Annotated in this window: 20 protein-coding genes; 10 read left to right on the plus strand and 10 right to left on the minus strand. The window is 61.1% G+C overall.

The genetic code is table 11. The features are described from left to right. Nucleotides 1–37: 37 nt before the first annotated feature. The 8 genes from AC1VON_RS10640 to AC1VON_RS10675 all read left to right on the plus strand — a co-directional run bounded on the left by AC1VON_RS10640 (nucleotide 38) and on the right by AC1VON_RS10675 (nucleotide 8,577). Nucleotides 38–697 carry a TetR/AcrR family transcriptional regulator gene (locus AC1VON_RS10640; protein WP_483126304.1) on the plus strand — a complete coding sequence of 220 codons (660 nt, stop codon included), beginning with the start codon at nucleotides 38–40 and terminating at the stop codon, nucleotides 695–697. A gap of 230 nt (nucleotides 698–927) precedes the next feature. Next, nucleotides 928–1,788, plus strand: a complete 861-nt coding sequence (locus AC1VON_RS10645) for a shikimate dehydrogenase (protein ID WP_483126305.1) — start codon at nucleotides 928–930, stop codon at nucleotides 1,786–1,788. Between the two features lie 111 nt (nucleotides 1,789–1,899). Next, nucleotides 1,900–2,952, plus strand: a complete 1,053-nt coding sequence (locus tag AC1VON_RS10650) for a sugar ABC transporter substrate-binding protein (protein WP_483122021.1) — start codon at nucleotides 1,900–1,902, stop codon at nucleotides 2,950–2,952. Nucleotides 2,953–3,006: 54 nt separating this feature from the next. Next, a complete protein-coding gene (locus tag AC1VON_RS10655) occupies nucleotides 3,007–4,497 on the plus strand; it encodes a sugar ABC transporter ATP-binding protein (RefSeq protein WP_483122023.1) in 1,491 nt (496 codons plus the stop codon). A gap of 16 nt (nucleotides 4,498–4,513) precedes the next feature. Continuing rightward, complete coding sequence (locus tag AC1VON_RS10660; RefSeq protein ID WP_483122025.1) at nucleotides 4,514–5,470, plus strand: ABC transporter permease; 957 nt, start codon at nucleotides 4,514–4,516, stop codon at nucleotides 5,468–5,470. Then, nucleotides 5,467–6,441, plus strand: a complete 975-nt coding sequence (locus tag AC1VON_RS10665) for an ABC transporter permease (protein WP_483122027.1) — start codon at nucleotides 5,467–5,469, stop codon at nucleotides 6,439–6,441. The genes AC1VON_RS10660 and AC1VON_RS10665 overlap by 4 nt, the downstream gene beginning before the upstream one ends. A 10-nt stretch (nucleotides 6,442–6,451) precedes the next feature. Then, nucleotides 6,452–7,390, plus strand: coding sequence for a cyclase family protein (locus tag AC1VON_RS10670; RefSeq protein WP_483122028.1), 939 nt, complete (start codon nucleotides 6,452–6,454; stop codon nucleotides 7,388–7,390). Nucleotides 7,391–8,364: 974 nt separating this feature from the next. Next, the gene (locus AC1VON_RS10675) at nucleotides 8,365–8,577 is read left to right on the plus strand and encodes a hypothetical protein (protein WP_483122030.1); all 213 of its coding nucleotides are present in this window, start codon (nucleotides 8,365–8,367) and stop codon (nucleotides 8,575–8,577) included. Nucleotides 8,578–9,998: 1,421 nt separating this feature from the next. On the opposite strand, the gene AC1VON_RS10680 is transcribed toward AC1VON_RS10675, so the two are convergent. The 6 genes from AC1VON_RS10680 to AC1VON_RS10705 all read right to left on the minus strand — a co-directional run bounded on the left by AC1VON_RS10680 (nucleotide 9,999) and on the right by AC1VON_RS10705 (nucleotide 17,393). After that, complete coding sequence (locus tag AC1VON_RS10680; protein ID WP_483122031.1) at nucleotides 9,999–10,766, minus strand: ABC transporter ATP-binding protein; 768 nt, start codon at nucleotides 10,764–10,766, stop codon at nucleotides 9,999–10,001. Next, entirely contained in the window at nucleotides 10,763–11,752 is a 990-nt protein-coding gene (locus AC1VON_RS10685; protein WP_483122033.1) for an ABC transporter ATP-binding protein, read from the minus strand. The genes AC1VON_RS10680 and AC1VON_RS10685 overlap by 4 nt, the downstream gene beginning before the upstream one ends. After that, nucleotides 11,752–12,594, minus strand: coding sequence for an ABC transporter permease (locus AC1VON_RS10690; protein ID WP_483122035.1), 843 nt, complete (start codon nucleotides 12,592–12,594; stop codon nucleotides 11,752–11,754). The genes AC1VON_RS10685 and AC1VON_RS10690 overlap by 1 nt, the downstream gene beginning before the upstream one ends. After that, complete coding sequence (locus tag AC1VON_RS10695) at nucleotides 12,591–13,556, minus strand: ABC transporter permease (RefSeq protein WP_483122036.1); 966 nt, start codon at nucleotides 13,554–13,556, stop codon at nucleotides 12,591–12,593. The genes AC1VON_RS10690 and AC1VON_RS10695 overlap by 4 nt, the downstream gene beginning before the upstream one ends. A gap of 233 nt (nucleotides 13,557–13,789) precedes the next feature. Further along, nucleotides 13,790–15,331 carry an ABC transporter substrate-binding protein gene (locus tag AC1VON_RS10700; RefSeq protein ID WP_483122038.1) on the minus strand — a complete coding sequence of 514 codons (1,542 nt, stop codon included), beginning with the start codon at nucleotides 15,329–15,331 and terminating at the stop codon, nucleotides 13,790–13,792. A gap of 37 nt (nucleotides 15,332–15,368) precedes the next feature. After that, nucleotides 15,369–17,393: a CocE/NonD family hydrolase gene (locus AC1VON_RS10705; RefSeq protein ID WP_483122040.1), complete on the minus strand. Its 2,025-nt coding sequence runs from the start codon at nucleotides 17,391–17,393 to the stop codon at nucleotides 15,369–15,371. Between the two features lie 76 nt (nucleotides 17,394–17,469). On the opposite strand from AC1VON_RS10705, the gene betI reads away from it, so the two are divergent. Both betI and AC1VON_RS10715 read left to right on the plus strand, forming a co-directional pair. Then, nucleotides 17,470–18,060, plus strand: coding sequence for a transcriptional regulator BetI (gene betI, locus AC1VON_RS10710; protein WP_483122042.1), 591 nt, complete (start codon nucleotides 17,470–17,472; stop codon nucleotides 18,058–18,060). A gap of 412 nt (nucleotides 18,061–18,472) precedes the next feature. Continuing rightward, a complete protein-coding gene (locus AC1VON_RS10715) occupies nucleotides 18,473–19,249 on the plus strand; it encodes an SDR family oxidoreductase (RefSeq protein WP_483122044.1) in 777 nt (258 codons plus the stop codon). Nucleotides 19,250–19,285: 36 nt separating this feature from the next. Here AC1VON_RS10715 and AC1VON_RS10720 read toward each other — a convergent pair whose 3' ends face one another. Genes AC1VON_RS10720 through AC1VON_RS10735 form a run of 4 tightly spaced genes read right to left on the minus strand, consistent with a single transcriptional unit; the run spans nucleotide 19,286 to nucleotide 24,374 of the window. After that, on the minus strand, nucleotides 19,286–20,602 hold the full coding sequence (locus AC1VON_RS10720) for an amidohydrolase (RefSeq protein ID WP_483122045.1): 1,317 nt from the start codon (nucleotides 20,600–20,602) through the stop codon (nucleotides 19,286–19,288). After that, nucleotides 20,577–22,118 carry an aldehyde dehydrogenase family protein gene (locus tag AC1VON_RS10725; protein ID WP_483122047.1) on the minus strand — a complete coding sequence of 514 codons (1,542 nt, stop codon included), beginning with the start codon at nucleotides 22,116–22,118 and terminating at the stop codon, nucleotides 20,577–20,579. The genes AC1VON_RS10720 and AC1VON_RS10725 overlap by 26 nt, the downstream gene beginning before the upstream one ends. A 13-nt stretch (nucleotides 22,119–22,131) precedes the next feature. Further along, nucleotides 22,132–23,313, minus strand: a complete 1,182-nt coding sequence (locus tag AC1VON_RS10730; protein ID WP_483122049.1) for an iron-containing alcohol dehydrogenase family protein — start codon at nucleotides 23,311–23,313, stop codon at nucleotides 22,132–22,134. Between the two features lie 56 nt (nucleotides 23,314–23,369). Then, complete coding sequence (locus AC1VON_RS10735; protein WP_483126306.1) at nucleotides 23,370–24,374, minus strand: sugar ABC transporter substrate-binding protein; 1,005 nt, start codon at nucleotides 24,372–24,374, stop codon at nucleotides 23,370–23,372. Nucleotides 24,375–24,379: the final 5 nt, after the last annotated feature.

A 24,379-nucleotide genomic window follows, 5' to 3' on the forward strand; every position in this document is an offset into this window, starting at 1 on the left:
GATGATATCTCGCAATGCCGAGGAGAACATAAGCTCAATGAGTTGGGGCATATCTGTGGATCTGGCGCAAACGCGTGTCGCGCGAAAGAACGATCCGGACGGGACCAGGGAGAACATCCTTGAAGTGGCCACTGCGGAGTTTGTCGATTCCGGATTCTCCGGCGCGCGGGTCGACGCAATCGCCGAGAAGACCAAGACGTCCAAGCGGATGCTGTACTATTACTTCGGCAGCAAGGAAGGCCTTTATCTGGCTGTGCTTGAGCGTGCCTATGCCAAGATCCGCACACTCGAGAGTCGCCTGCATCTGCAGGATCTCGCGCCCGAAGACGCAATGCGCAGCCTGATCCGCAACACATTCGATCACGACGACGCCAACCCGGATTTCGTGCAACTCGTCTGCATCGAAAACATTCACCGCGCCGAGCATTTGAAGGGGTCCGACGTGCTACGGCAGACCAATTCTGGTGTAATCGACCTCATCGCCGCCATTCTCGATCGCGGTGAGAAAAGCGGTGTGTTCAAACGCAAGGTCGATCCGATCGACCTGCATCAGATGATCAGCGCCGCCTGCTTCTTTCGTGTGTCGAACAGGCATACATTCGGGGCGCTCTTCAATCGCGACATCATGGCCGACGCCGTCAAGGTCCGGCATCGGCAGATGATTGCCGACATGGTACTCGCGTATCTGAAGTTCTGAGGCTCACACTTCACGGTCGCGACAACGGCCCCATGCGAGCTTCAAAGCTCTTCGAGGCCTCGCTTTTCAATGAAGTCAGTCGCTTGGCCCCTTCAACAGGGTTGAAAACACCCTCCTGTTTTTGATTGACATTACTAACCAGTTCGTACATTTTGCCGATGAGGAGGACTGTGGTCGGCACGGCTGCAGGACGTCGTCGGGTGGAAATTTTGAAATCCGGAAATGAGACAATGACGCGGCCCATTCGCGTGGGCCTTATCGGCAGCGACATCGCCCGATCCCGCACGCCGGCTATGCACATGCATGAGGGGCGCATGCACAGCCTCGACTATAGATATGACCTCATCGATCTTTCAGCGATGGGTGTCGGTGTCGAAGCGCTTGGCGGCCTGATCGAGAAGGCGGAGCGCGAGGGTTTCGTCGGGCTCAACATCACTCACCCGTGCAAACAGGCCGCAATCCAGTTTGTCGATGAACTCAGCCAAGACGCTGCAACGCTTGGCGTGATCAACACAATCACTTTTGGGAATGGACGGCGCATCGGCCACAATACGGACTGGTGGGGATTTGCCGAAGGCTTTCGGCGTGGCTTGCCTGACGCGGATGTCGCGACGGTCCTCCTGGTTGGAGCCGGCGGCGCCGGTATTGCCGTCGCGCATGCACTTGCCATGTCGGGCGCGAGGAAGCTGCATGTATTCGATCTCGACAAGGCGCGGATCGAGAGGCTGATCGTGCAATTGGCGCCAAGACATCCTGGCTGCATGTTTGTCGCGGGCACCAACATGGCTGAAGCACTGGCGGAGGCTGATGGTCTGGCACATGCGACGCCCACCGGCATGGCTGCTCATCCAGGCCTGCCGCTCGATGTGACGTTGCTTGGACAGCACCATTGGGTGGCCGAGGTCGTCTATTTCCCGCTGGAGACGGGTCTGCTGCGCGAGGCGAACCTGCGAGGCTGCCGGACCGTTAATGGCGGCGGCATGGCGGTGTTCCAGGCCGTGGGAGCCTTCAAACTATTTACCGGCATCGCACCTGACGCAGAGCGGATGATCATGCATTTCGGCACGCTCGGGGAGGGAGGCGATATCTGAGATTGGGCGCGTCGACGCGCTGCAATGCCCGCACACCAAAATGGGCGGGAAATGGTGAACCGGCCGCGTTCGTTGCGGCCTCAGCGACAAAAGGGCCATCGGGAGGAAACCATGAGATTGCATTACACATTGGCTTTGGCCGCATCACTGCTCTTGGGCTGGTCTGCCCAAAAGGCTGCGGCGGAAGACAAGGGCACGATCGTCGTCTTTGTACCATCCAGCACCAATCCATACATTGGACAGTTCCAGACCGGCGCCAAAGCCAAAGCGGCCGAACTGGGTTATCAGATCAAGGTCATCGAGAATAACTTCAACCAGGCCGAGCAGGACAGCCAGGTTCAGCAGCAACTCGCATCCGGTGAACAGGTTGCCGGCTACATCTGGTGGCCGTTCGAGAACGCCGCCGGTGTTGCGTCCCTGCGCGCGCTGTCGCAGTCTGGTGCGCCAGTCATCCTTTCCAATCAATATCCGATCAAGGGTACGGAAGGATACTGGACCGCCTATGCAGGCGCGAACGACTTCCTGAGTGGTAAGACTGCCGCCGAGATCCTGCTTGATGCCTGTTCGAAGGCTTCGACCAAGTGTGACAAGGGCGTCATCATCCGCTTCCCGGCAGGTGTGTCAGCTGGTGACGATCGCGCGACTGGCTTCCAGGATGCCGTCAAGGGCAAGCTCAACGTGCTCGATGTCGTGCCGACAGCAGGCTTCCTCGAGGACGAGGGCTACAAGGTGGCGGCGCAGATCATTCCTGCCCACAAGGCCGAACTCACCTGGCTTTACACCGAGAACGATTCGATCGCAGGCGCGGCCGCGCAGGCCGCCAAGGAAAATGGCCTGACACCAGGCAAAGACATCTTCATCGTTGGAGGCACCTGCCATGGCGATTCCAAGCATGTGAAGAGCGGAGAGATAGCGGGCACCGCAATCCAGTCCGGTTACTGGGAAGGCTGGATGGCGGTCCAGGCGCTCGCCAAATTCAAGACGCAGGGCAAGGTCGTAGCAGGCGAAAAATATCTCGAAGACACGCCGGACAAAACTCCGTCGGACAGCGATCCACTCTATCAGTATAATTTCCTGCCGAACCCCGCCGTCGGAAACACCCAGGCCGCCTATGATGCGGCCAAGCTATGGGGCAAGACGGCCGACCAGCTCTGCAATTTCTAGGCTCGGCGGCGCCGCGCGAATGCTCCGCGGCGCCGATCACACTGGGACCCCGCCATGCTAACAATGACCAGGATCGTCAAGCACTACGGAGCGACCGCGGTGCTCAACGAGGTCGATCTTTCCGTGAACGCAGGCGAAGTCATGGCGTTGATGGGCGAAAACGGCGCCGGAAAGAGCACGCTGGTGAAGATCCTCGCCGGTATCGAGGCGGCCGACCAGGGCACGATCGAAATCGACGGCAGACCGGTTGTTATTCGATCTCCGGGACAGGCCCGCACCGCGGGTGTCGGTTACGTGGCACAGGAACTCTCCATCATCGACAGCCTTTCGGTGGCCGAGAACGTCTTTCTCGGTGACACCTCGCTTGGTATAATGCGCTCGGCTTCGAAACTGGCCGAGATGGCCAGGCCCTACCTAGCCAATGTGGGGCTTGACTACATCGATCCACATCAACCCGCCGAGAACTATTCGGTCGCCGAGCAGCAGCTGATCGAAATTGCCCGGCTGCTGTCGCGCAAGGCTCGAATAGCCATTCTTGACGAGCCGACTGCCGCGCTGTCGCAAACCGAGATCGTTCGGGTCAAGGCGGCGGTTCGCGCGCTTGCTTCGGAAGGTTGCGCCGTCGTCTACGTAACCCATCGCATGCCGGAGGTGTTCGATCTTGCGCATCGCGTGACCGTGCTCCGCAACGGCAGCAGTTTCCCGCCGATGGAAACGGCGACACTATCCATCGACGCCCTCATCGGAGCAATGCTGGGGCGCCAGCTTGGCGCCATGTTCCCGCCACGTGCCGCGCGCATTGGCGAGGAAATCCTGCGGCTCGACAATTGTCTGGCGTCCGGGCTCAACGCGCCACTTACAGTCTCGCTCAGGCGTGGGGAAATCCTGGCGCTCGCGGGACAGGTCGGTAGCGGCGCAAGCATCATTCCGCGCATGCTTGCCGGCGTTACGCCGAAGATATCGGGCGCGATGACGCTGGAAGGCAAACCTTACGCGCCGACCAGCATATCCGATAGTTTAGCTCATAAGGTCGTGTACTGCTCCGATGACCGCAAGCGCGATGGCATCTTTGCCGGTCGATCGGTGCCGGAGAACCTTTCCGCGCCCGCGCTCGACAGCATCAGCCGCTTGCAATTCCTATCGCGCCGGCGCGAAAACTGCCATGTCCGCAAGATCGCCTCCAAATTTGGGCTCGATGACCGCTATTTCAGCCGGCTTGCCGACAATCTCAGCGGGGGCAACCAGCAAAAGGTCGCGCTCGGCAAATGGGTCGGGCTCGACCCGAAGGTGCTGATGGTCGAGGAGCCGACACGCGGTGTCGACGTCGGCGCACGCGCCGAAATCTACCGCCACCTACGGGAACTGGCCGACGGGGGCCTGTCGATCATTTTTGCCTCATCCGACACCCAGGAAGTGCTGGGCCTGGCCGACAGGATCGCAACCTTTTTTCATGGGCGCCTCGTAAGTATCGTGGATGCCGACGAAGCTACGCCCGAAAGCCTGACGCGCGATGTTACCCAGGCGGTACGGGCGGTCTGCGAATGACCGGACGATGAACGTCATGATGACCCAGATTACACCGGCGAGAGGCAGAGCGGGGATACCGCGCTCCCTCTACGTGTTCGCTGCCATCCTCGTTGTCGCGGTGATCGCGGGAGCAACGACACCCAGCTTCGCCACGATCGACAACATGTTCGTGATCGTCCGCGCCGCCTCGATCACGGGGATCGTGGCCATCGCCATGGGCTTCGTGACTATTTCTGGCAACCTGTTCGCGCTTTCGGCCAGTTCGCTCGGCGCCTTTCTTGCCGTCATCTTCGCTCTTGTGACCGCCCACTATGGCTTGACGGTCGGCATCATGGCGACCTTCGTGGTCGCCGTGCTTGCGGGCATCGCCCAGGGCATGACGATCTCGGCGATCGGCAATCCCATCATCACCACGCTCGCCTACGGCACGGTGTTTCGTGGGCTTGCCGCGCTGTTCAGCGGCAATTCGATCTTGAGAATTGACAACGATGTCGCTCTCTGGCTGGGCACCGCGCGGCCGTTGGGCGTGCCGACCCAAAGCTGGGCCTTCGTCATCGCGGCGGCGACCAGCTGGTTTGTCATGCGTCATATGAAGCTCGGCCGCGAGATCGTTCTTTGTGGCGCCAATCCGAAGGCTGCGACCGCGAGCGGATTGCGGGTCGGACTGGTCACGTCGGTGGCTTGCGTGGCGCTTTCGTTCGGGGTGGCCCTGATGGCGATCATGACCGTTTCGCAGTTCTCGCAAGCCAAGGCCGATCTCTTCATGGGCTACGATTTCGATTACATCGCCGCGGTTCTGGTCGGCGGCATTGCGTTGAGAGGCGGACGCGGCTCGCCGGCGCAGGCCGCGTTCGGCGCCGTACTGATCGCGCTCCTGCAGAATTTCATGCTGCTCAACGGCTGGTCGGCCGGGCTCAGAATGATGATCGTCGGGTTGCTCGTTGTCGTCGCGATCAGCCTATTCCATGTCTTGCAGGGGCGCTCGCGATGAAGGCTGCCGCGGAAACCAAAGGCAATCTGGCCCGTATCGCACTGATGCTTGCGGTTTACCTGCTGTTTGCTGCCCAGATCCCCAGCTACTATTCGACCATTGGAATCGCCGCGCTCATTGACAGCGCCGTTCTGGCGGGGATCATCGCGATAGGGGTTGGCCTGACCATGATCGCGGGTGAGATGGACCTATCGGTCGGTTCGATGGCCGCTTTCGCCGGCATCATGTCGATAAAATTCTTTGCCTTTGGCATGATTCCGGCCTTCTTGATGGTTATCCTGATCTGTGCGGCGTTGGGGGCGATCCAAGGCTGGTGTATCTATCGGCTCAACATCAACTCCATGGTTTTCACCATCGGCACGTTAATTGCGCTCCGTGGCCTGACACTGATGATTTCCAATGAGAAGACGGCACTCATTCCATTCGAGAATGTCGCTGCGACGGATATCTTGAACACAAAGTTTCTCATCTTTACGGTGCCTTCCGTTGTCCTGCTGTTATTGGTCGTGGCCTTCGATGTATTCATGCGGCGCACGCTGTGGGGGCGAGAGGTGTTCGCCATCGGCGGCGGTCGTAGTGAGGCGCGCGCGGCGGGCGTATCGATCCGAAGACCGACTATCCTGATCTTCTCGGCCTCGGCGGCACTCGCCGGGCTGGCGGGTGCTCTCTTGTCGATCAAGACCGGCAGTGCCAGTCCGCTTGGCTTCGATGCCGTGCTCCTGGAGGCCGTGACTGCTTGCCTGATCGGCGGCATCGCCCTCTCTGGCGGCCGTGGCAGCGTTCCGGGAATTCTCATCGGTCTGTTCACCATCCGCTTCCTGGTCAGCGGCATCGCAGCCCTCGGCGCGCCGTTCTGGATGCAGAGCCTCGCGACCGGCGCACTTTTGATCTTCGTGATCGTCGCCGAGGCATCGATCCGCTATGTCTTGCGGCGTCGGCGCTTCGCGCTTGCTGCGGCGGCGACCAGTTAAGGACGGCTTCATGATCGACAACGTCAACCCGGCACTAGGCGAAAGCTGGTTTCCCTCCCGGTGGGGAGCGGATGATGAACTAGGCGCTGGCAACCTGCTCGGCCCGCACAAGGTGCTGGAAGCATCCAGGTTGATCGAGACCGGTGAGATTATCTCCCTGGGCTTTCCCTATCGAACCGGCATGCCGCTTTCGCCGGGCCGCACCTTCGGCCTCAAAATGCCTGGTGGTCCGACTGGAGGGCCGGAGGGCGCCATCAGCCGCACCGTCTGGAACGACGACTTCGTCTGCACCGAGATCGGGCAGATCGGTACTCATATGGATGCGCTTGGCCATCTTGGCCAGCAGATAGACTATCCCTGCGGCCATTGCGATGCGCTCGTCTATAACGGCAACAAGCTCTCGGATATCTGGTCGCCTTACGGATTTAAAAAACTGGGCATAGAAAAGGCTCCGATTTTCTTCACTCGCGGCGTGCTGCTCGATGTACAGGCCCTCATCGGTCATCCGCTAGCCGCCGGCTTTGAAATTACACCTGATCATCTCCGGCAGTGCCTGGACCGACAGGGCATGGATCGAACCAATTGGCTTCGCCCGGGCGACGTCGTCCTGGTCCGCACCGGCCATGGTTCGCGCTTCTTCTCAGAAGCCGCCAACTGGTATGACGGCGAACCAGGACTGGGCCTTGCGGCGGCAGAGTTTCTTTCGGAGCTCGCACCAGCCGTGGTCGGAGCCGACAATTTCGCTATCGATGTCGTGCCGTCAGTCGACCCTGATGTCGTTTTGCCGTGCCATCAACATCTGATCATGCGTCACGGGATCTATTTGCACGAAGGGATGAACCTGGACGGTCTTGCCGAGACGGGACGCTCCCAATTCGTCTACGCCTTTGCGCCACTCAGGATCGAGGGAGCGACAGGCTCGCCTGGGACGCCGTTCGCAATCCTGTAATCGGACACCTAGCTGCGGGTTTGGCGGCCGGCAGAGGGGTGAGCTGAGCAGCAATCGTTAGTACATCGGGCCGAAAATGGCGTAGACGAGCGGTTCGGGATCAGTGTCCTCGGCAATTCGCCCGTGCGCACTTGCGCCATTCTTCGGCTTGATTGCAACCGCGCCGTCGGCCTCTTGGGGAGAGCACGACAGTTTTGGCGACCGCCTCGCGACCGACGCCGTTGCCAGGCGCACTCGTTTGGAGCGACGGCTTGGAGAACTCTCTCGGGAGATCGAGCGGCTGGTTAACGCCATCGCCAAGGGCTGGCGACCCCGCAATCGACGACCCTCAATGAGGAGCGTAGCATGATGGTTCTCCGACCTCGATCGCATAGCGCGATCCGGTGGCGAAGGTGAGATCGAGCCCGCGCCGGACCCGACAGTACCGTGACCGGCGAGGGTGCCTCCGTTCTGGACGTTGAGCGATCCGTCTGATCGAACGCAACCGTTCCGGCATTGCCGATGTCACCGGAGATCGAGCCAGCATTGCCAATCAGTGTGCCGGCCTGGACCAGCGTGCTGCCATAGCTGTTACCGGCGTTACCAAGGCGCAGCGTGCCCCGCCGGTCTTGATGAGGTCGCCCGCGCCCGTCGCGCACCGGTGGCCGATCAGCACTATGCCCCCATTCCAACATTTCCGCCCCCTGTCGATCGCATGCTCACCCGGCGCCTTGTGACAACGCTCCTTGCTTGAGATGCAGCTATCGCCACAGGCTTTGCCGGCCGAGCAACAAGACCGGCAACTACACGGTGCTGCGCGATCTCGGTTCGCCCAATTTCCAGACCAACAGCGCCGCGCAACTCGGCGACATCTTTGTCAGCCAGCGCAAGCAGGCGCTCGACTTCAGCGCCGTCGCGGTGCTTGAGCCGCAACTGACTTTGCTGCCACAGATCGAGCCGAACGGCATGCTGCACATGGCGGTTTTTTTCCGTCGATGCCGTTGCAGGTCAATTTCGAGCTTCTGTTCGAGCCGATCAACCGGCAGTGGAAGATCTACGGCGTGTCGGTCAATCTCACGTCGGGCGGGCCGCAAGCGCCGGACACGCGGGTCGCGGGGCAGCCGAAGCCGACCGATGCCGGTCCGCCCCCGGATGCGCCTTCGATTGCTGTCCAGCCCAAGAAGGAAACCAAACCGGTCAAGCCATAGCGTGTGGAGCATGTATGCGATGGTGCCCGCCAAGTCCTTTGCTCGACTCCGATGTCGGGAGTACCCAAATTGACCAATGAGAAAAGGCACGCACGGTACGTTTGCATACTCGACCCGACAAACACATGGACGGTCTGGGATTGCGAGATGGAGACGCCGGCTTCACTGGGCGGCCAGCATCTGACCGGCCGACCGAAGGAGCGAGCCGAGGCGGCCTGCGTATCCATAAAAGCAAACAGGATGGTAGCCGGCCAAATCCGCTCGAATTCAGTGCATTGCCGGCGGCCCCGGTTGATGGACCGAGCACCGGCTCCACGCACAACGTGCCGCCGGCACCAGAACTGGTCAATCCTGACGACTAATGCTCGAAAGCCACCTTGGCACCGGCGATGATGCACTAAGACAACAGGGGCCAGTAGCCGGCCCCGAAGTCTTCAAATGACGACTGTTCACCAAAACTCATTCCGTGACCTTCGGCCACTGCGTCGCGGGCGGTTCGCTAGTCACATTTGGGCATCCGGGATCAATTGAATGCGTGCAACTGCAAACACGAGCCGGTCGCTCAAGCGTGCGAAGTGGACGGCGTCGACGGCCCTGATCCTGGTCATCGTCACGATCGGTCCCGTCTTTGCAACGGAATCCCACCCAGCGCCTGGCGGCATCGCTCTCGTCCCGCGAGATCAGCTATCGCCGTAGGCTCGGCCGGCCGAACAATGTTTCCAGAACTGTACCCAGTAATCCATTAACTGCTTGATTTGCCCATCGAAAGTGATGGTAGCGGGAGAGCGCCACCGCCAATACAGCGCTGCAACCGAGTTCGTCTGTTGAAGGGGCTTCGCAAGCGAGGTCAGCAGATTCAAATCCTGTCCCCGCAACCAATTTCATCATAAATCAATAACCGTCCCGGTCTAATCGGGGCGGTTTTTGCGTTTCCAAGGGCGATTCGGCGTTCAGGAGGCTGAGTTACCGCTCCGACTACCCGCGGCCTTGGCGTGATCCCGCGGCTCGATACGCTGGGTGAGCCTGTCGCGAGCAACAGGTTCGCGCGGGGTGTGTCGATCGCTTGAGCCGGGTCGCATAACACTGAACATCTGCTTAAAGGCATGGCGGAAGTATCCCGCCACTTCCGGTGCGTCCGCCGTACCATTGTGTGCCTGTGGACCGAAAAGTTGGCCCAAGGCTGCCTGTCGGCAATGCGCCTCATCTCGGTCAAGGAATTGAGTTTTGCAGTTGCCCGAAAGCAGACATCTCGGGCTTCCTAGGGAGTCTCGGTTACGCTAAGCCGACGATGGTTCTCCGTACGAGTGGCTCTGAGTACGGAACTGGGTGGCGCTGTTATCTCCGGGATTGACCGAATGCGCATGCGACCGTCCAAGAATGAATGACCCACCGAATTGCTTGGTTCTAAGCCTGCACGAGGGCTATCTCTTTGTGTTGGCCGCCGTTATGCTCGGCCACGCCGCCAGCAAATCGCGGGTATAGACCTCCTGCGGCGATCCGAATAACGATCCAACCTCGCCGCCCTCGATCACCCTGCCCGCGCGCATGACGACGGCGTTTTCGGCGATCAGCCGCACGATCGCCAGATTGTGGCTGATGACGACCAGCGTGATGTTGTCCGACTGCCTGATGTCCTGCAGCAAATTGAGCAGGTCGCCCTGGACAGACACATCGAGGCCGGCGGTCGGCTCGTCGGCGATCAGGATCGACGGCTTCATCAAGAGCGCCCGCGCGATCGCCACGCGCCGCGCCTGACCGCCACTGATCTCGTGCGGGTATTTGTCGATGACGCCGGGCGGCAGGCCGAGGCGGTTGAGGATGACGCCCAGCCGCTGATGCGTCGCAGCCTGCGGCTCGCGCAACACCGTGCCGACCTCGTTCATCAGCGTGCGGATGCGGCTGCGCGGCGACAGGGAGGCGGCCGGATCCTGGAAGATCGGCTGGATGAAGCTGGCGCGCTGTTTCAGCGCCGCGCGGCCATGCACCAGCGGATTGCCGAGGATGCGGATCTCGCCCTGGTCGACTTTTTGCAGGCCAAGCACGGCGCGCATCAGCGTCGTCTTGCCGGAGCCGGATTCGCCGACAATGCCGAAGCATGTGCCTTGCTGGATGGCAAGCGACACGCCGTCGAGTGCCACGGTCTCGCCGAAGCGCAATTGTGCATCGCTGATCGAGATCGCGTCGGTCATGGCGTCGCCAGCCGCAGGCAGCGGGCGCTGTGCCCGGCGTCATTACGGACGGGATAATCACCCGGATTGACGACAGCGCAATCCTCGAAGGAGACATCGCAGCGGCCGTTGAAGATGCAGCCGGGCGGCCGCCGGCGCGGGTCCGGCAAGTCGCCTGCAATCACCGTGAAGCGGTTCTGCGAGGCATCGGCATGACGCTCGCGGTCGATCGGCACCTCGCAGTCGAACAGCATGCGCGTATAGGGATGGCCGGGCTGGCGCTGCACTTCGCTGACCGTGCCGCTTTCCAGCTTCTCGCCGGCATAGAGCACCGAAATCGCGTCGCAATATTCGGTGACCAGGCCGAGGCTGTGGGTGATCAGCAGCACCGCGCAGCCGATGCGGTCGCGCAAGCCGATGATCTCGCGCATGATCTGCGCCTCGACGGTCACATCAAGCGCCGTGGTCGGCTCGTCGGCGATCAGCAGCGCTGGTTCGGATAATAGGGCCATGGCGATCACCACGCGCTGGCGCATGCCGCCGGACAGTTCGTGCGGATACTGGTTCATGCGCCGCCCGGGGTTGCTGAGCCGGACCTTGGCCAATGCATCTTCGGCCATCGCAACCCGGGTCTTGCGGTCGCTGCCGGGCGAGCGCCGGCGCAGCACCTCGCAGAGCTGCGTGCCGATGGTGAACACCGGATTGAGCGACAGCATCGGGTCCTGGAAGACCATCGCCATACCGCGGCCGCGCAAGGCAGCCGTTGCGTTACGCTTGGTCAAGTCGAAACTCTTGCCCTCGATCGTCGCCGTACCCGACGTGACCCTAGCGTTGTTGGCAAGCAGACCCATCAAGGCGAACGCGACGGTGGATTTGCCGCTGCCGGATTCGCCAACCAGCCCCAGCATCTGGCCCTTCTTAATGTCCAGCGACACGCCGCGCAACGCATGCGCGGCGCCCTGCTGCAGGCTGTAGTCGACTGAGAGATTGTGCAAGGAAATTGCCATCAGCGTGCTCCCGTCGACTTGGGATCGATGACGCGGCGCAGCGCTTCGCCAAGCAGGGTGGCGCCGAGCGTGGCGATGGCCAGCACCAAAGCGGCGGCAACCGTCGGCCACCAGGACTGGTTGATCGAAATGAAACCGTCCTTGATCAGCGTGCCCAGCGAGGATTTCGGCGGCTGCACGCCAAAGCCGAGGAAGGACAGCGACGCCTCGAAGGCGATCACCACGGGCAGGTTCATGCTGGCCAGCACGATGATCGGCCCGGCGACATTGGGCAGATAGTGTCGGACCACGATGGTGACGGGATGGACGGCGAGCATCCGCTCGGCCTCGATAAAGGAGAGATTGCGCAGCGTCTGCGCCCGAGCCCGCGCCATGCGGCCGAACTGCGGAATGAACACGACGGTGACCAGCAGCACGAAGGTGGCTGAACCCTTGCCGTAGAGCGCGATCAGCGCGAAGGCGAGGATCAGCGGCGGGAAGGCGTTGACGATGTCGAAGAGTGCCGTCACCGCCCGGTCGACCCAGCCGCCTGCAACGCCCGCGACAATGCCGATCAGCGAGCCGATAATAGACGAGATGACGACGATCATCACCGCCAGCGTCAACGCATAGCGCGTGCCAACTGAGGTGCGCGCCGCGAGGTCGCGGCCGAGATTGTCGGTGCCCAAGAGATGCATCAGCCCGGGTGCCGCGAAACGGGCCTTGATGTCGATGGCGTTGGGGTCGGGACTGACCAGCGGCCCGACAAGTGCGAATACCAGGATGAGACAGGTGAAAGCCAGGCCCAGCCGGCCGTCGCGTTCCGAACTGATGCGTTTGAGCGTCGCGAAAAACCCGCTCATCCGCGGCCCGCCGCGATACGGGGGTCAAGCAGCGCGTTGATCATGTCGACCACGAGATTGGCGACGATATAAAAGGCGACGATGAACACGACGCAGGCCTGCACCACGGGATAGTTGCGCTGCGCGATCGAGTTGAAGATCAGGCTGCCGATGCCCGGCCGCGCGAAGATGATCTCGACGACGACAGAACTGCCGATCAGGTCGCCAAGCCCGATTCCGAGAATCGACACGACCGGCACCAGCGCGAGCTTCAGCGCGTAGAAGCCGACAATGCGGTATTCCGACACGCCATAGGCGCGCAGCGTACGCACATGCAGCTCCGCCAGCGTGTCGAGTAATGCGGCGCGTATCAGCCGCGAGATATAGCCGACCCAGCCGAGCGCCAGCGCCACCGAGGGCAGGATCAGATGTTGCAGCCGGTCTGCGATATCGCCCGGCGCACCGGCCCCCGCCACTGGCAGCCAGTGCAGACCGATGGCGAAGACGAGAAAAAGAATGACCGACACCACCAGCGTCGGCGTGGTGATGAAGGAAATCGACAGCAGCGCGAGACCACTGTCGAGCCACGAGCCCGGCTTGAGCGCGGCGATGACACCGATCGGAATGCCAACCAGCAATGCCAGCGCCAGCGCGCTGAAGGCCAGCGCCAGCGTGTTGGGAATGACCTCGAGCACGATATCGAGGATCGGGCGGTGCGAGACGACATCCCCGCCGAAATTGCCGGTCGCGGCACGGCTGGCGAACAGCCAGAGCTGTTCGACCAGGCTGCGGTCGAGCCCCATGTCATGGATGATCTGGGTACGCAGTGCCGGTGTTGCCCTCGGCCCCAGCATCACCGAGGCGAAATCGCCCGGCACCAGCCGCACCATCAGGAACAAAAGCAGCGTCGCGCCGACGATGGTCAGCACCACCGAGGCCAGACGGCTGGCGATGAAAGCGGCGGTCCGTCGTGCTCTGGTCATGGATAGTCGAACTTGGTCAATGGCTTCAACCTGTTCTGGAGATGGCAATTGTCGAGGCTGGCGCAAGGCCCCTCATCCGGCCGCTTCGGTCCATCTTCTCCCCGAGGGGAGAAGAGGCTGGCGCTCGTACCGGCTCCTCCTCTCCCCTTCGGGGTAATCCGGGTGAGGGGGGCTTTGCCCTTATGCGACTTCCCTTCCATAACGGGGAGGGTTGGTGGCAGCCCCTCGCCCGCTCAAGCCTTATCAAAAAACTCGAACTGCCAGTCCTTGCCATTGGGCAGGAATACCGGCTTCAGCCAGGCCGCGTCGACAAAGAAGTTGCGGCCATGCGTGATCCAGATGCAGGAGGCAGATTCATCGAGCAGCTTCTGCATCTTGATATAGATCTCCTCGCGCTTGGCCTTGTCCAGCGTCTCCAGCCCTTCCTGGTGGAGCTTGTCGAACTCCGGGCTGTTCCAGCGCTGCCAGTTCCACAGGCCGATCTGGCTGGCGAGGAACCACTGCGTCTGGAAGCTCGGGTCGAACTTGGACGTGTAAGGGATGAGCGTCAGCTCTAGGTCCTTGCTGGCGTCGTCGGCACCGAGCGCCCAATAGGCGCCGGAATCCATCGCATTGATGGTGAGCGTGATCCCGACTTCGGCGAGGTTGGCCTGGGCGATCTGGGCGACGGCCAGCGACGTGGCGTCGTTGAGGCAGGTGAAGGTGAAAGCGAGGTTGGACTTGCCAGCCTCGCTCAGCAGTTGCTGCGCCTTGGCAACATCCCTGGTGTAGAGCGGTGCATCGGCCCAATTGCCGAGCAGGCCCGGCGCCAAAAGCGTCTTGGCGCGCGAGGTGGCGCCGGAATAGGCGCCCTGGATGATGGCGTCGACATCGATCGCGTAGCGGATCGCCTGGCGAACTTTCAGTTCCGCGAGATCGCCCTTCACGACATTGATGCCGATCCAGGTGTAGTCGATGCCGGGAATGTCGATCACCTTGGTGTCCGGCAGGCCCTTGGCGGTGTCGAGCTGGTCGGCGTCGAAGGCGGTGAAGTCGAGTTCCTTCGCCTGATAGGACAGGAACGAGGTCTTGTGCTCGGGGATGATCTTGCCGGTGATCTCCTCGAAATGAGCCTTGTAGGGGCCCTTGTAGTCTGGGTTGGCGGCGAGCACGAACTGCTCCTTCGGCCGCCATTCCTTGAGCACCATCGGGCCGGAGCCGATCAACGTCGTGGCGATCTTGTCGCCAAGCTGCTCGCTCGCCTTCTTCGACAGGATCGCGCCCGACGCATCGCAAATGCCGATCAGCCACAGCGCCGCCGATGGATGCTTGAGGATCAGCTTGCCGGTGTATTTGTCGGTGACCTCGACCGACTTCAGCGCTTCCAGATCGTCGGCATAGGCAAGCTTCTTGCCGTTCTTGTCGCCGTTGATGTAGCGGTCATAGGTGAACTTGACGTCGTCGGCCGTCATCTCTCCGAAACCGCCGGTGAACATCTGACCGGGGTTGAGCTCGAAGTCGAACTCGGTCTCGGAAATCTGCTTGATCTCCTTGGCCGCGTCGTTGGTCCAGCTGGTCTTGCCCGGCTCGAAGCGCACCAGCGTCTGGCAGACCGCACGGATGATGTTGCCTTCGGTGGTGCCGACCCGGTTGCCCGGGTCGAGATTGCCGATATCGGCGTCAAGCGCGATAATCGGGTTGGTCCGGCCAGCGGCGAATGCGAAGCGGGCATAGGGCAGGATCGCCAGTGCCGACGAGCCGGCCAGGAAGGTTCTGCGGTCGAGTTTCATGCGCATTTTTTGTTCCCCTTTTTGTTGGCTGCACGTTTGTTGGTTATAGGCAGTCGCGTGGAATGACCTCGTCGTAAGTCCGCTCTGCGAAGATCGTTCCTCGCTCGTAAGCCTTGACCCAGCCGCTTGCGTAGAAATTGTCGCGATCGCAGCGGATGGTGATTTCGCAATCAAGCCGCGCGTTCCAATCCGGCCGCGTCAGTTCCTCATGGCAGGTGATTTGCGTCACGCAGCTTGCCGGGTCGTTGTCCGTGATCCCGTAGACCTTGCGGCGCCATGAGGTGATTTCGGTGCCGGTCTCCTCGAAGACGAAACGGCCGTCATCCGACAGCGCCGTCAGTTCGGTGCGTTCGGTCGGGAGGTCGGTGGTCAGCGAGCGCAGCTGGCGTGCCGGCTCCTTGACCGTCACTGGGCGGGGTTCGGCCCACAGCGCCTCCTCGAAAGCGACGGGCGCGAGACCCTCCTCGCTGGCCAGAACCGCGAGATCGAGCCGGCAGCCCGTGGGGTCGAAGGTCAGCATGGTGCGTTCCGGCGATGGCCACGCCATCGGCCAGTAAGACGAGGAGATCGCCACCCGCAGCCTGTGTCCCTTGGGCACGATCTGCGCCACCGGCTTGAAGTCCAGCTCGACATCCTCGAACTGTCCGGGTGTCAGCGGCTCGGGAAATTCGTGGCTCTTGCGGTGCGTGAGATTGAGCAGCGCAAAGGTGATGAAAGCCGATGTGCCGTCTGGCGCCAAATCGTTCAAACGGACGCAGAGCTGCGCGTGCGGCCTGTCTGCCGCGACGCGCAGCCTGATCTTGGAGATGCCGGCCAACGGCAGGTCGGCATCCATAACGGCGCTGTCGAAGCACAGCGAGCCGCCATCGTCTGCACGCTGGTCGCGCGCGCCCTCGGCCGAGATGCGGCCCTGGCCATAGGGGCACCATTCCTGTCCCTGCACGCCTGTCGTCAGCGGCGAGGAAATGGCCGGGCGCGCCTCGCCGGCTTCCTGTCTTTCGCCAAGCTTGCCATCAACGTTCAGCCACAAGGTCTTGCCGCCGATCTGGCTGGCCGGCCATTGCGGGAAGCCGAGCCAACGGCCGGGCCTGAAATCGATATGCGAATGCGGCCGGGCATAGTCCATCAGATAGAGGCGCATGTCCGCTTCCCGGTCGGCGCCATTGTCGATGCCCTTCAGCCAGCGGTCGTACCAGCGGATGCATTCCTGCAGATAGCCCACTGCCGGGCCGGGCACGCCATAGTTCGGCTCCTTGTGGCCCCATGGACCACAAATGCCCTTGGCCGGACCCTTGAGGTTCTTGACCAGGCTGAAGATGGTCTGCGTATAGCCGTCCAGATAGCCGCCAACCGCTAGCACCGCACATTCGATTGCCGAAAAATCCTCGCAGACGGAGCCCTGTTTCCAGAACGCGTCGCGGCGCTGATGCTTTAGCCACTCGGCGGCATGGTTCTTGTGGTCGTCGAGCCGGTCCTTCCACATCTGGCGCCAGCGGTCTTCGCCGACCACAGCCGGATCCGGCGGCAGCGCCGAATAGCCGAACAAAGCCCCGCCCCAGCCGAAATTGTCGTTGATCACCAGGCCGCCATTGTAATGCGCATCGCATGCATAGCGGTCGTCGGTCGAGCAAGAGGTGACGATCGCCTTCAGTTGCGGCGGCCGGCGCGCCGCGACCTGCAGCCCGGAGAAACCGCCCCAGCTGTTGCCGATCATGCCGGCGACGCCCGTGCACCATGGCTGCGAGCAGAGATGGTCGAGGATTTCCAGCGCATCGTCCTGCTCGCGCTCGACATATTCGTCGTCGAGCAGGCCCTCGGAATCGCCGGTGCCGGCAATGTCGACGCGGGCTGAGGCATAGCCATGGCCAGCGAAGAAGAGATGCATCTCCTCGTCGCCGGTGCGCGTGCCGTCGCGGCGGCGATACGGTATGTACTCGAAGATCAACGGGACGGGGTTTTGCTCGGCGTCGTCAGGCAGGAACAGGCGGGCGGCCAGCTTGCGGCCGTCGGCAAGCGGAATCCAGTGGGTTTCGACGGTCCTGACTCCGGGAATGACGACGCTTGGCATATGAACTCCGGCTTGGATTGAATGACGATATGATATATTGAATGGTCAATCAATATATAAACGAGAAGGCTTTGCAATGGCGAAACGATCCATCAAGGCGATGCGCCGCGACGAACTGGTCGACGCCGCGATTGCCGCCGTCGGCGAGGAAGGCATGTCGGGCGCCACCATGGCCGTTATCGCGCGGCGCGCGGGCATGTCGGCCGGCCTGGTCAACCACTATTTCGACAGCAAGGAAGAGCTGATGGCGCTGGCCATGCGTAACCTCTCGAACCTGTTTCGCCAGGATATCCTCAAGCTCGCTCCCGCCAACCCGACGCCCGCGCAGCGGCTGAAGGCGATCGTCGACGGCTCGTTTGCGCCGCAGCATCTGGGCGTGCCCAAGCGCGCCGTGACCTGGATGCAGTTTATGATCGCCGCGCAGACAGAGCCGCGCATCAAGCATCTCTACCACCTGACCGGCGCGCGCTTCGTCTCCAACATCCGCTATGCCGTCAAGCAACTGGTGCCGCCCGGCGAGGTCGACGACATTGTCGACGGGATCGCTGCTCTGATTGATGGCTTCTTCTGGCAGAACGCCGGGGAATATGTCGAAGAGGACCTGGAGCGGGCGCGCCGGATCTGCTGGCGCTATGTCTGTCTGCTGATGCCAGATATCGAACTGTAAGGTCGTTTCAATACCAGTCGCAGTCGCCGTCCTGGTCAAAAGTCGAAATGCGCGCTCTTCTGAAAGAAGTTGGTATCCCTGGATCCGACGTGGTGCCACCTTGGTTCAAGCACTTACGGGGGTTCGAGTCGGTAGAGCGCTACCGCCAATACCCTGGCGTCCGACGCATCCTCGCTCATGACGGGATCGTCCATGGTCATCGACGGCGGTTGGACTGCAGACTAAGAACGTGCTGGAGGGTCGCATGATATGGACGGGACAAGCGCACTAAGGAATGAAAGCACGTTTTCACGAACGGCGCTCGAAAGCGTCATTCAGCTGTTTTGCATGCTTGTCAGGAATGATCCTTGCGGCTGGCGAACAGCGCCAGGATTGATAGGATCGGGGCCGTATCTGTCGGGAAGGAATGCATATGGACCTCGGCCTTGAAGGCAAGATTACATTGGTGTCGGGAGGGTCCAAAGGCATAGGGCTCGCTTGCGCCAAGTTGCTCGCGGCGGAAGGTGCAAGGATCGTCATCTGCTCACGGTCGCGTTCCAACATCGATGCCGCTCTTTCCGTTCTTCCCGGTGCGGTAGGCACCGCCGTGGATTTAAGATCGGGCGATGACGCGAAAGAGGCTGTGGAGAGGATGTGGCGGGAGGTCGGTCCCTTCGACATCCTCGTTAACAGCGCCGGCGCCGCAAAGCGCACGCCGGTGCAGGACCTCAGCCCGCACGCCTGGCGGGCCGCGATGGATGACAAGTATTTCCCCTACATCAACGTCATCGATCCGGTGGTCAAGAAGATGGCTGACCGCGGCTCGGGCGTGATCGTCAACATCATCGGAAACGGCGGCAAAGTCGCCTCGCCGACCCATCTGGCTGGCGGCGCCGCCAACGCCGCGCTGATGCTGGCGACGGTCGGCCTCGCGAACGCCTACGCCGGTCGCGGCGTGCGCATCGTTGGGCTCAATCCCGGTCTCACGCAGACGGGCCGGGTGAGTGAAGGAATGAAAGCGGTGGCGGCAAGCCAGAGTATAAGTGATCAGGAAGCGCTGCGCCAGGCGACGGACTCCATACCCATCGGCAGATTGGCCGATCCCGCCGAAATCGCATCGGTCGTCGCCTTCCTGTGTTCCACGAAAGCGAGCTACGTGACCGGTGTCGTTATCAGCATGGATGGCGCGTCGGCGCCGATTGTGGTGTGACGCGCGCGGCTTTTCATTGTCGGTTGCCAACAGAAGTCAGCCGATTGACAAGGCGGCGGCGACCAAGCCGCTCAACAACAAAGTACCGCGAGCGAGTACCGTCTCATCAAAGTCGAAATGAGCCGTGTGGTGACCGTCCGCGATATCGGAACCGAGAACGAAAATTCCAGCAATTCCGCCTCGGTCGGCAACGGCTGAAGCGAGAAGGGTTGCGTCCTCGCTCGCACCGAAGGAATGGCTGTCAAAGACGTTCGGAAAGGCGCCGAATGCGCTGTTTGCGGATTTGGCCCAGTCGACAACTTCCGGCGGATTGCGCCAATCCGAGGCTTCGCCGCGAAGCTCGATACAGGTCGTGACTTCATAGGCGCTGGCGGTCGCCTCGATCATTCGCCGGCATCGCATGTCGAGCGACAGCAGCGAAGGCATTTCGCCGGCACGGATTTCAAATTCCAGAACTGCTTCGTCTGGCACGACATTCAGGGTTTTGCCTGCGTGCAACGTTCCCACATTGACCCGAACGCCCGCTTCGCTCGACTGAGCGAGGCTGTGCAGACCGAGGGCAGACTGACATGCGGCAAGAAGTGCATTTCGACCCTGCTCGGGCGATTTCCCGGCATGCGCGGCTCGCCCTGAAAACTGGACAGAGAATTTTCGCGTCGCGAGGAAGCCGTCGACATCGAGGGCAAGGCTGCCGGACGCAACGTCAAGGCCGATATGGATGGCAAGGAAGAGGTCGACGTCGGCCATCCATCCGGCCTCGACAACGGCGCGGGCACCGCGTCCGCCTTCCTCAGCAGGCTGGAACAGGATGAGAAGCTTACCAGTTGCATCGCCAAGGAGCGGCCGAAGGATCCTGGCAACGCCAAGGCCTATCGCAATGTGCCCGTCGTGACCGCATGCATGCATAGCGGAAGGGACAATGGACGCCCATCCTTCTGCCGCTGGCCTATGATTGGCGGCAGCCTCCAGGATTGGCAGAGCATCGATATCGACTCGCAGACATACTGTCGGTCCCGGACGGTTGCTGTCGAAGACAGCGATACAGCCAGTGTCCCCTTCACCGGGCACGGGCTGGCGGCTCATACCAAGTCTTACCGCCCCACCGAGCATCTCGGCGCCAACCACGACCTTATATCCAAGAGCCGTTAGTTCCGCCGCGATGCGACGAGTGGTTTCGATCTCGCGCCAGCCCAGCTCAGGATGAGCGTGAAACTCACGACGCGTCCCCGTCAGCCAGGAAGACAGGCAATTGGCTTCGCGTCGAACGCGGTCGACCAGCCATTGGCTTGGTGATGCTGAAAGAAATGCCTTGCTCACGGCGTGCTCTTCAGCCCCATGGGCTTTGCCAGACATTGTCTTCCATCCACACACTTTTGATTTTCATGTGCTGCTGAACGGCTTCCTGGCCCATCTCCACACCAACACCGCTTTGCTTGTAGCCACCATAGGGCGAACCGGGATGAAGGCTGTGCACTGTGTTGATCCACACCAGGCCCGAGCGGGCCTCGCGCGATACGCGGCGCGCCCGCTGAAAGCTGCTTGTCCACACGGTTGTCGCAAGGCCGTAGCGGGTGGCGTTGGCCATTTCAATGGCTTCGTTATCGCTCGTGAACGAGGTCACGGTTATCATGGGACCAAACACCTCTTCTTGTGCGATCGCAGCGGTCGGACTTACATCGAGGAAGATTGATGGGCTGACATAAAATCCAGCCTCGGGAAGCGATCTTGATGGGAGTTCCAAGCGCTTCAATCCCGTTGTGGATGGCGCCGCAAGATGGGCGAGGATCATGTTGCGGTGGCGAGCCGATATGACCGGTCCGATCCTGGTCTCGAGGTCGAGCGGGTCTCCGATGACAATGTCGTTCAGGCGGCTGGCGATCCTGTCGACAAAATCCTTTGCTATTGAAGCCTCGACGAGGAGTCGCGAGCCGGCGGTGCAGGTCTGTCCCGCATTGTTGAATGCCGAGAAGACGAGGGCATCGGCAGCACGATCAAGATCGGCATCGGCGAAGACGATGAAGCCGGTCTTGCCTCCAAGTTCGAGGGTAACAGACTTGAGTAGATCGCCAGTTATGGAGCCGATGTGGCGGCCGGTGGCAGTGGAGCCGGTGAACGTGATCTTGCCGATATCTGGATGGCGCACGATCATTTCACCTATGGTGGCGCCGCTGCCGTTGAGTACATTCAGCAATCCAGCGGGCAGTCCAGCTTTGTGCGCGATCCAGGCTAGAAGCAAAGCCGACAGCGGCGATGCTTCAGCCGGCTTCAGGATGACCGCATTGCCGGTCGCCAAAGCCGGCGCGATTTTGCCTACGGCGTTGGTCAGCGGGTAGTTCCACGGCGTTATCGCACCGACTATGCCTATCGGCTCATATTCGACCAGGTTGGTGCGGTTGGGCTGAACAGGAACAACAGCGCCTCGCAGACGGTCGGTGGTTCCGGCAAAGAACTCGAAAATGCGCGCGGCACGTTCAACGTCACGCGTGGCAGTGTCACGAATGGGCCGTCCTGAATCCAGCGTGTCCAGTGTGCCGAGCGCGTTCGCATGCAGCCTGATCTCATCGGCGATCCTGCGCAGTATTCGGGCCCGGTCTTGCCCATCGGATAACCACCATGCCTGTTGCGCACGCCGTGCCGCTTCGACGGCGATTTCAAGATCTTGCGTCGACGCAACCGCTACGTCGATCAAGGCTTCGCCAACAGTTGGGTCGATGCACGGCATCGTCGTGCCGGAGGAGGATAGACGCCACGCGCCATCGATCCAAAGGAGAGCGACAGGCCCGAAACCCTCGGGCCAGCAAGCCGAAAGCCGCTCTTTTCGTAAGGCGAGCGGGATAACCGCGCCGGCCGTCATGATGTCTCTAGGCATGTTCAGATTAATCCTACCAAGCTGATTTGAGCCAAGCGACGATCTCGTTTTGTGTCGCTGGGCGGGGATTCCAATACGTTTGAGGATCGCCCAGCACATCTTGGGCGATTTGCTCGAACTGACCTTCCGGAAGGCCGATCGCCGAAAGGGTCTTGGGTGTTCCAAGACTGTCGGCCAGTTGTTCGATCCTAGCGATAAGAAGGCGCGCCGGATGTTCGTCCCTGTCAGCAGCGATGCCAGTAGCCTGTGCCATCTCTGCAAGGCGGCCATGCGCTGCATCGAAATTGAAGCGAAGGCTTTGCAGAACCATCACGGAATTTGCCGCGCCATGGGAGAGGCCATAACGGCCTCCCAGGCTGTGGCAAACCGAATGGCCTATGCCCAGCCAGGAATTGGCATAGGTGAGACCGGACATCGAGGCTGCATCGATCGCCGTCTGGCAAGTCTTGATGGACGGTGCGCGATCTGTCGGGGCAAAGGCTGGCAAGACGCGCAACAGGCTTCGCAGCGCCGCGACCGCAAACGCATCGGTGATTGGCTGGGCGCCTTTCGAATAGAATGCTTCAAGACAATGATGGACGGCATTCATTCCGCTTGCGGCTAGGATAGCGCGAGGCGTTGTCGCGATGACCTCGCCGTCGAGGAATACCGCGACAGGCGTCAGCTTCGGGTGCACGAAGATCAGTTTTTCGCCGCGTTCCGTATCAGTGACAGCCCCACCCCCCACCACATCTGCCGCCGAAAAAGTGCTGGGCACAGTAAAGACGGGCAGTGGCTCGACGTCCACGTCAACGCCATGGAACGTCGAAGGCGGCTCGAAACGGCTGACGAAATCGACGACGCTCCGACCACTTGGAACCATGATGGCAATCGCCTTTGCGACATCATGCGCGACACCGCCGCCCATGGAGACGACGGCGTCTGGCGAAAGCGGCGCCAATCTGTCGACGATGGTTTGGATGGATGCCACCGGAGCATTGGGTTCTAGGCGATCGAACAACGCGACGTGCTTTGTTCCGAGTGCTGCGGTCAATTCACCAACGAACGGCGTATTTGCCTTCAGGCTCGTCCCGCAGATCACCACGACACGACGCGCACCGATCCGCTCGAGTTCGGTCGGTATTTGCGATCGGCATCCTGGTCCACTGATAATGGTTGGGGGAATTGCTATCCCGTTGAACCGATGAAGGGTCATGTTTTCGTTTCCGCCGCAATGGACGGCGGTGGCACCAGCCACCGCCGTGGTTTCAGCTATTTCCAATCCGCCGGAACCGTCTGGCCGGAGAGATCAACACCATCCGCGGTTACCTTGGTAATCATGGTCGCCTGGGTCAGTGTTTCCTTGGGGATAGTCTTGCCCTCGGCGGCTTCGACGGCGCGTTGGAGGGCAAGGCGGGCCATCGTCACCGGCTGGCTGACAATGGTGGCCTGGATCCATCCTTCATTGATCAGGCGCTTGGTCTCATCCTCCATATCCGTGGTCAGGACCAGCACATCACCGGGGTTCTTGCCGGCCGCGCGCAGCGCTTGCACGGCCCCGATTGCGATCGGGCCGTTGAAGGCATAGACGGCTTTCAGGTCAGGCTGCGCCTGAAGGAAATCCTGCATGGTGGTCAGTGCGTCGGCCGAAGACGTCGACGTGAATTTTTCGGCAACGACCTTCATGCCTGGATATTTCGAAAGGTAGTCCTTGAAGCCGTTGACACGGAATAGGGTCAGATCGAGTCCGCTTGGACCAGACAGCATGGCGACATCGCCCTTGCCGCCGAGCTTTTCAGCCGCATAGGCTGCGAGTAGTTCGGTCATCACATAGGAAGGTTCGCCGACGAAGCCGGTGACCTTGTCGGTCTTTGTCGCGATGCCATCATTGACCACGGGGATCCCGGCCGCGACAGCCTTTTCAACCACGGGCGCTGTGCCCTCGGAGCTCGAAGGCACCAGGACGATGCCGGAAACCTTCCGGGTGATCACGTCTTCGATCTGCGACACCTGTTTTTGCAAATTGCCATAGCCGCCGGCATCGTAGATCGTCACCTTGTAGCCAAGCTTCTTGCCCTCATCGGTGTAGCCAAATGCCTTGAGCTTGAAATATGGATCGCCCGCGGCCGGCAGCATGACGGCAATTTCTTTTTCTTGCGCCGTTGCGGAAGAAATCGCACCGCCGATCGCAACCGCGGTGGTTAGGCCGAGCAGAGCCCCTTGGAGTAGAGATCGATAACTCATTTTACTGTTCCTTTTCTCTGGAAGTCTTCCCATCAAAC

The sequence above is a fragment of the Mesorhizobium sp. HAY1-8B genome, assembly GCF_056868045.1.

Bases quoted from the DNA above. Each gene is read 5' to 3' on its own strand.
- AC1VON_RS10640 (WP_483126304.1), top strand. From the start codon at position 38: ATGAGTTGGGGCATATCTGTGGATCTGGCGCAAACGCGTGTCGCGCGA.
- AC1VON_RS10645 (WP_483126305.1), top strand. From the start codon at position 928: ATGACGCGGCCCATTCGCGTGGGCCTTATCGGCAGCGACATCGCCCGA.
- AC1VON_RS10650 (WP_483122021.1), top strand. From the start codon at position 1,900: ATGAGATTGCATTACACATTGGCTTTGGCCGCATCACTGCTCTTGGGC.
- AC1VON_RS10655 (WP_483122023.1), top strand. From the start codon at position 3,007: ATGCTAACAATGACCAGGATCGTCAAGCACTACGGAGCGACCGCGGTG.
- AC1VON_RS10660 (WP_483122025.1), top strand. From the start codon at position 4,514: ATGATGACCCAGATTACACCGGCGAGAGGCAGAGCGGGGATACCGCGC.
- AC1VON_RS10665 (WP_483122027.1), top strand. From the start codon at position 5,467: ATGAAGGCTGCCGCGGAAACCAAAGGCAATCTGGCCCGTATCGCACTG.
- AC1VON_RS10670 (WP_483122028.1), top strand. From the start codon at position 6,452: ATGATCGACAACGTCAACCCGGCACTAGGCGAAAGCTGGTTTCCCTCC.
- AC1VON_RS10675 (WP_483122030.1), top strand. From the start codon at position 8,365: ATGCCGTTGCAGGTCAATTTCGAGCTTCTGTTCGAGCCGATCAACCGG.
- AC1VON_RS10680 (WP_483122031.1), bottom strand. From the start codon at position 10,766: ATGACCGACGCGATCTCGATCAGCGATGCACAATTGCGCTTCGGCGAG.
- AC1VON_RS10685 (WP_483122033.1), bottom strand. From the start codon at position 11,752: ATGGCAATTTCCTTGCACAATCTCTCAGTCGACTACAGCCTGCAGCAG.
- AC1VON_RS10690 (WP_483122035.1), bottom strand. From the start codon at position 12,594: ATGAGCGGGTTTTTCGCGACGCTCAAACGCATCAGTTCGGAACGCGAC.
- AC1VON_RS10695 (WP_483122036.1), bottom strand. From the start codon at position 13,556: ATGACCAGAGCACGACGGACCGCCGCTTTCATCGCCAGCCGTCTGGCC.
- AC1VON_RS10700 (WP_483122038.1), bottom strand. From the start codon at position 15,331: ATGCGCATGAAACTCGACCGCAGAACCTTCCTGGCCGGCTCGTCGGCA.
- AC1VON_RS10705 (WP_483122040.1), bottom strand. From the start codon at position 17,393: ATGCCAAGCGTCGTCATTCCCGGAGTCAGGACCGTCGAAACCCACTGG.
- betI (WP_483122042.1), top strand. From the start codon at position 17,470: ATGGCGAAACGATCCATCAAGGCGATGCGCCGCGACGAACTGGTCGAC.
- AC1VON_RS10715 (WP_483122044.1), top strand. From the start codon at position 18,473: ATGGACCTCGGCCTTGAAGGCAAGATTACATTGGTGTCGGGAGGGTCC.
- AC1VON_RS10720 (WP_483122045.1), bottom strand. From the start codon at position 20,602: ATGTCTGGCAAAGCCCATGGGGCTGAAGAGCACGCCGTGAGCAAGGCA.
- AC1VON_RS10725 (WP_483122047.1), bottom strand. From the start codon at position 22,118: ATGCCTAGAGACATCATGACGGCCGGCGCGGTTATCCCGCTCGCCTTA.
- AC1VON_RS10730 (WP_483122049.1), bottom strand. From the start codon at position 23,313: ATGACCCTTCATCGGTTCAACGGGATAGCAATTCCCCCAACCATTATC.
- AC1VON_RS10735 (WP_483126306.1), bottom strand. From the start codon at position 24,374: ATGGGAAGACTTCCAGAGAAAAGGAACAGTAAAATGAGTTATCGATCT.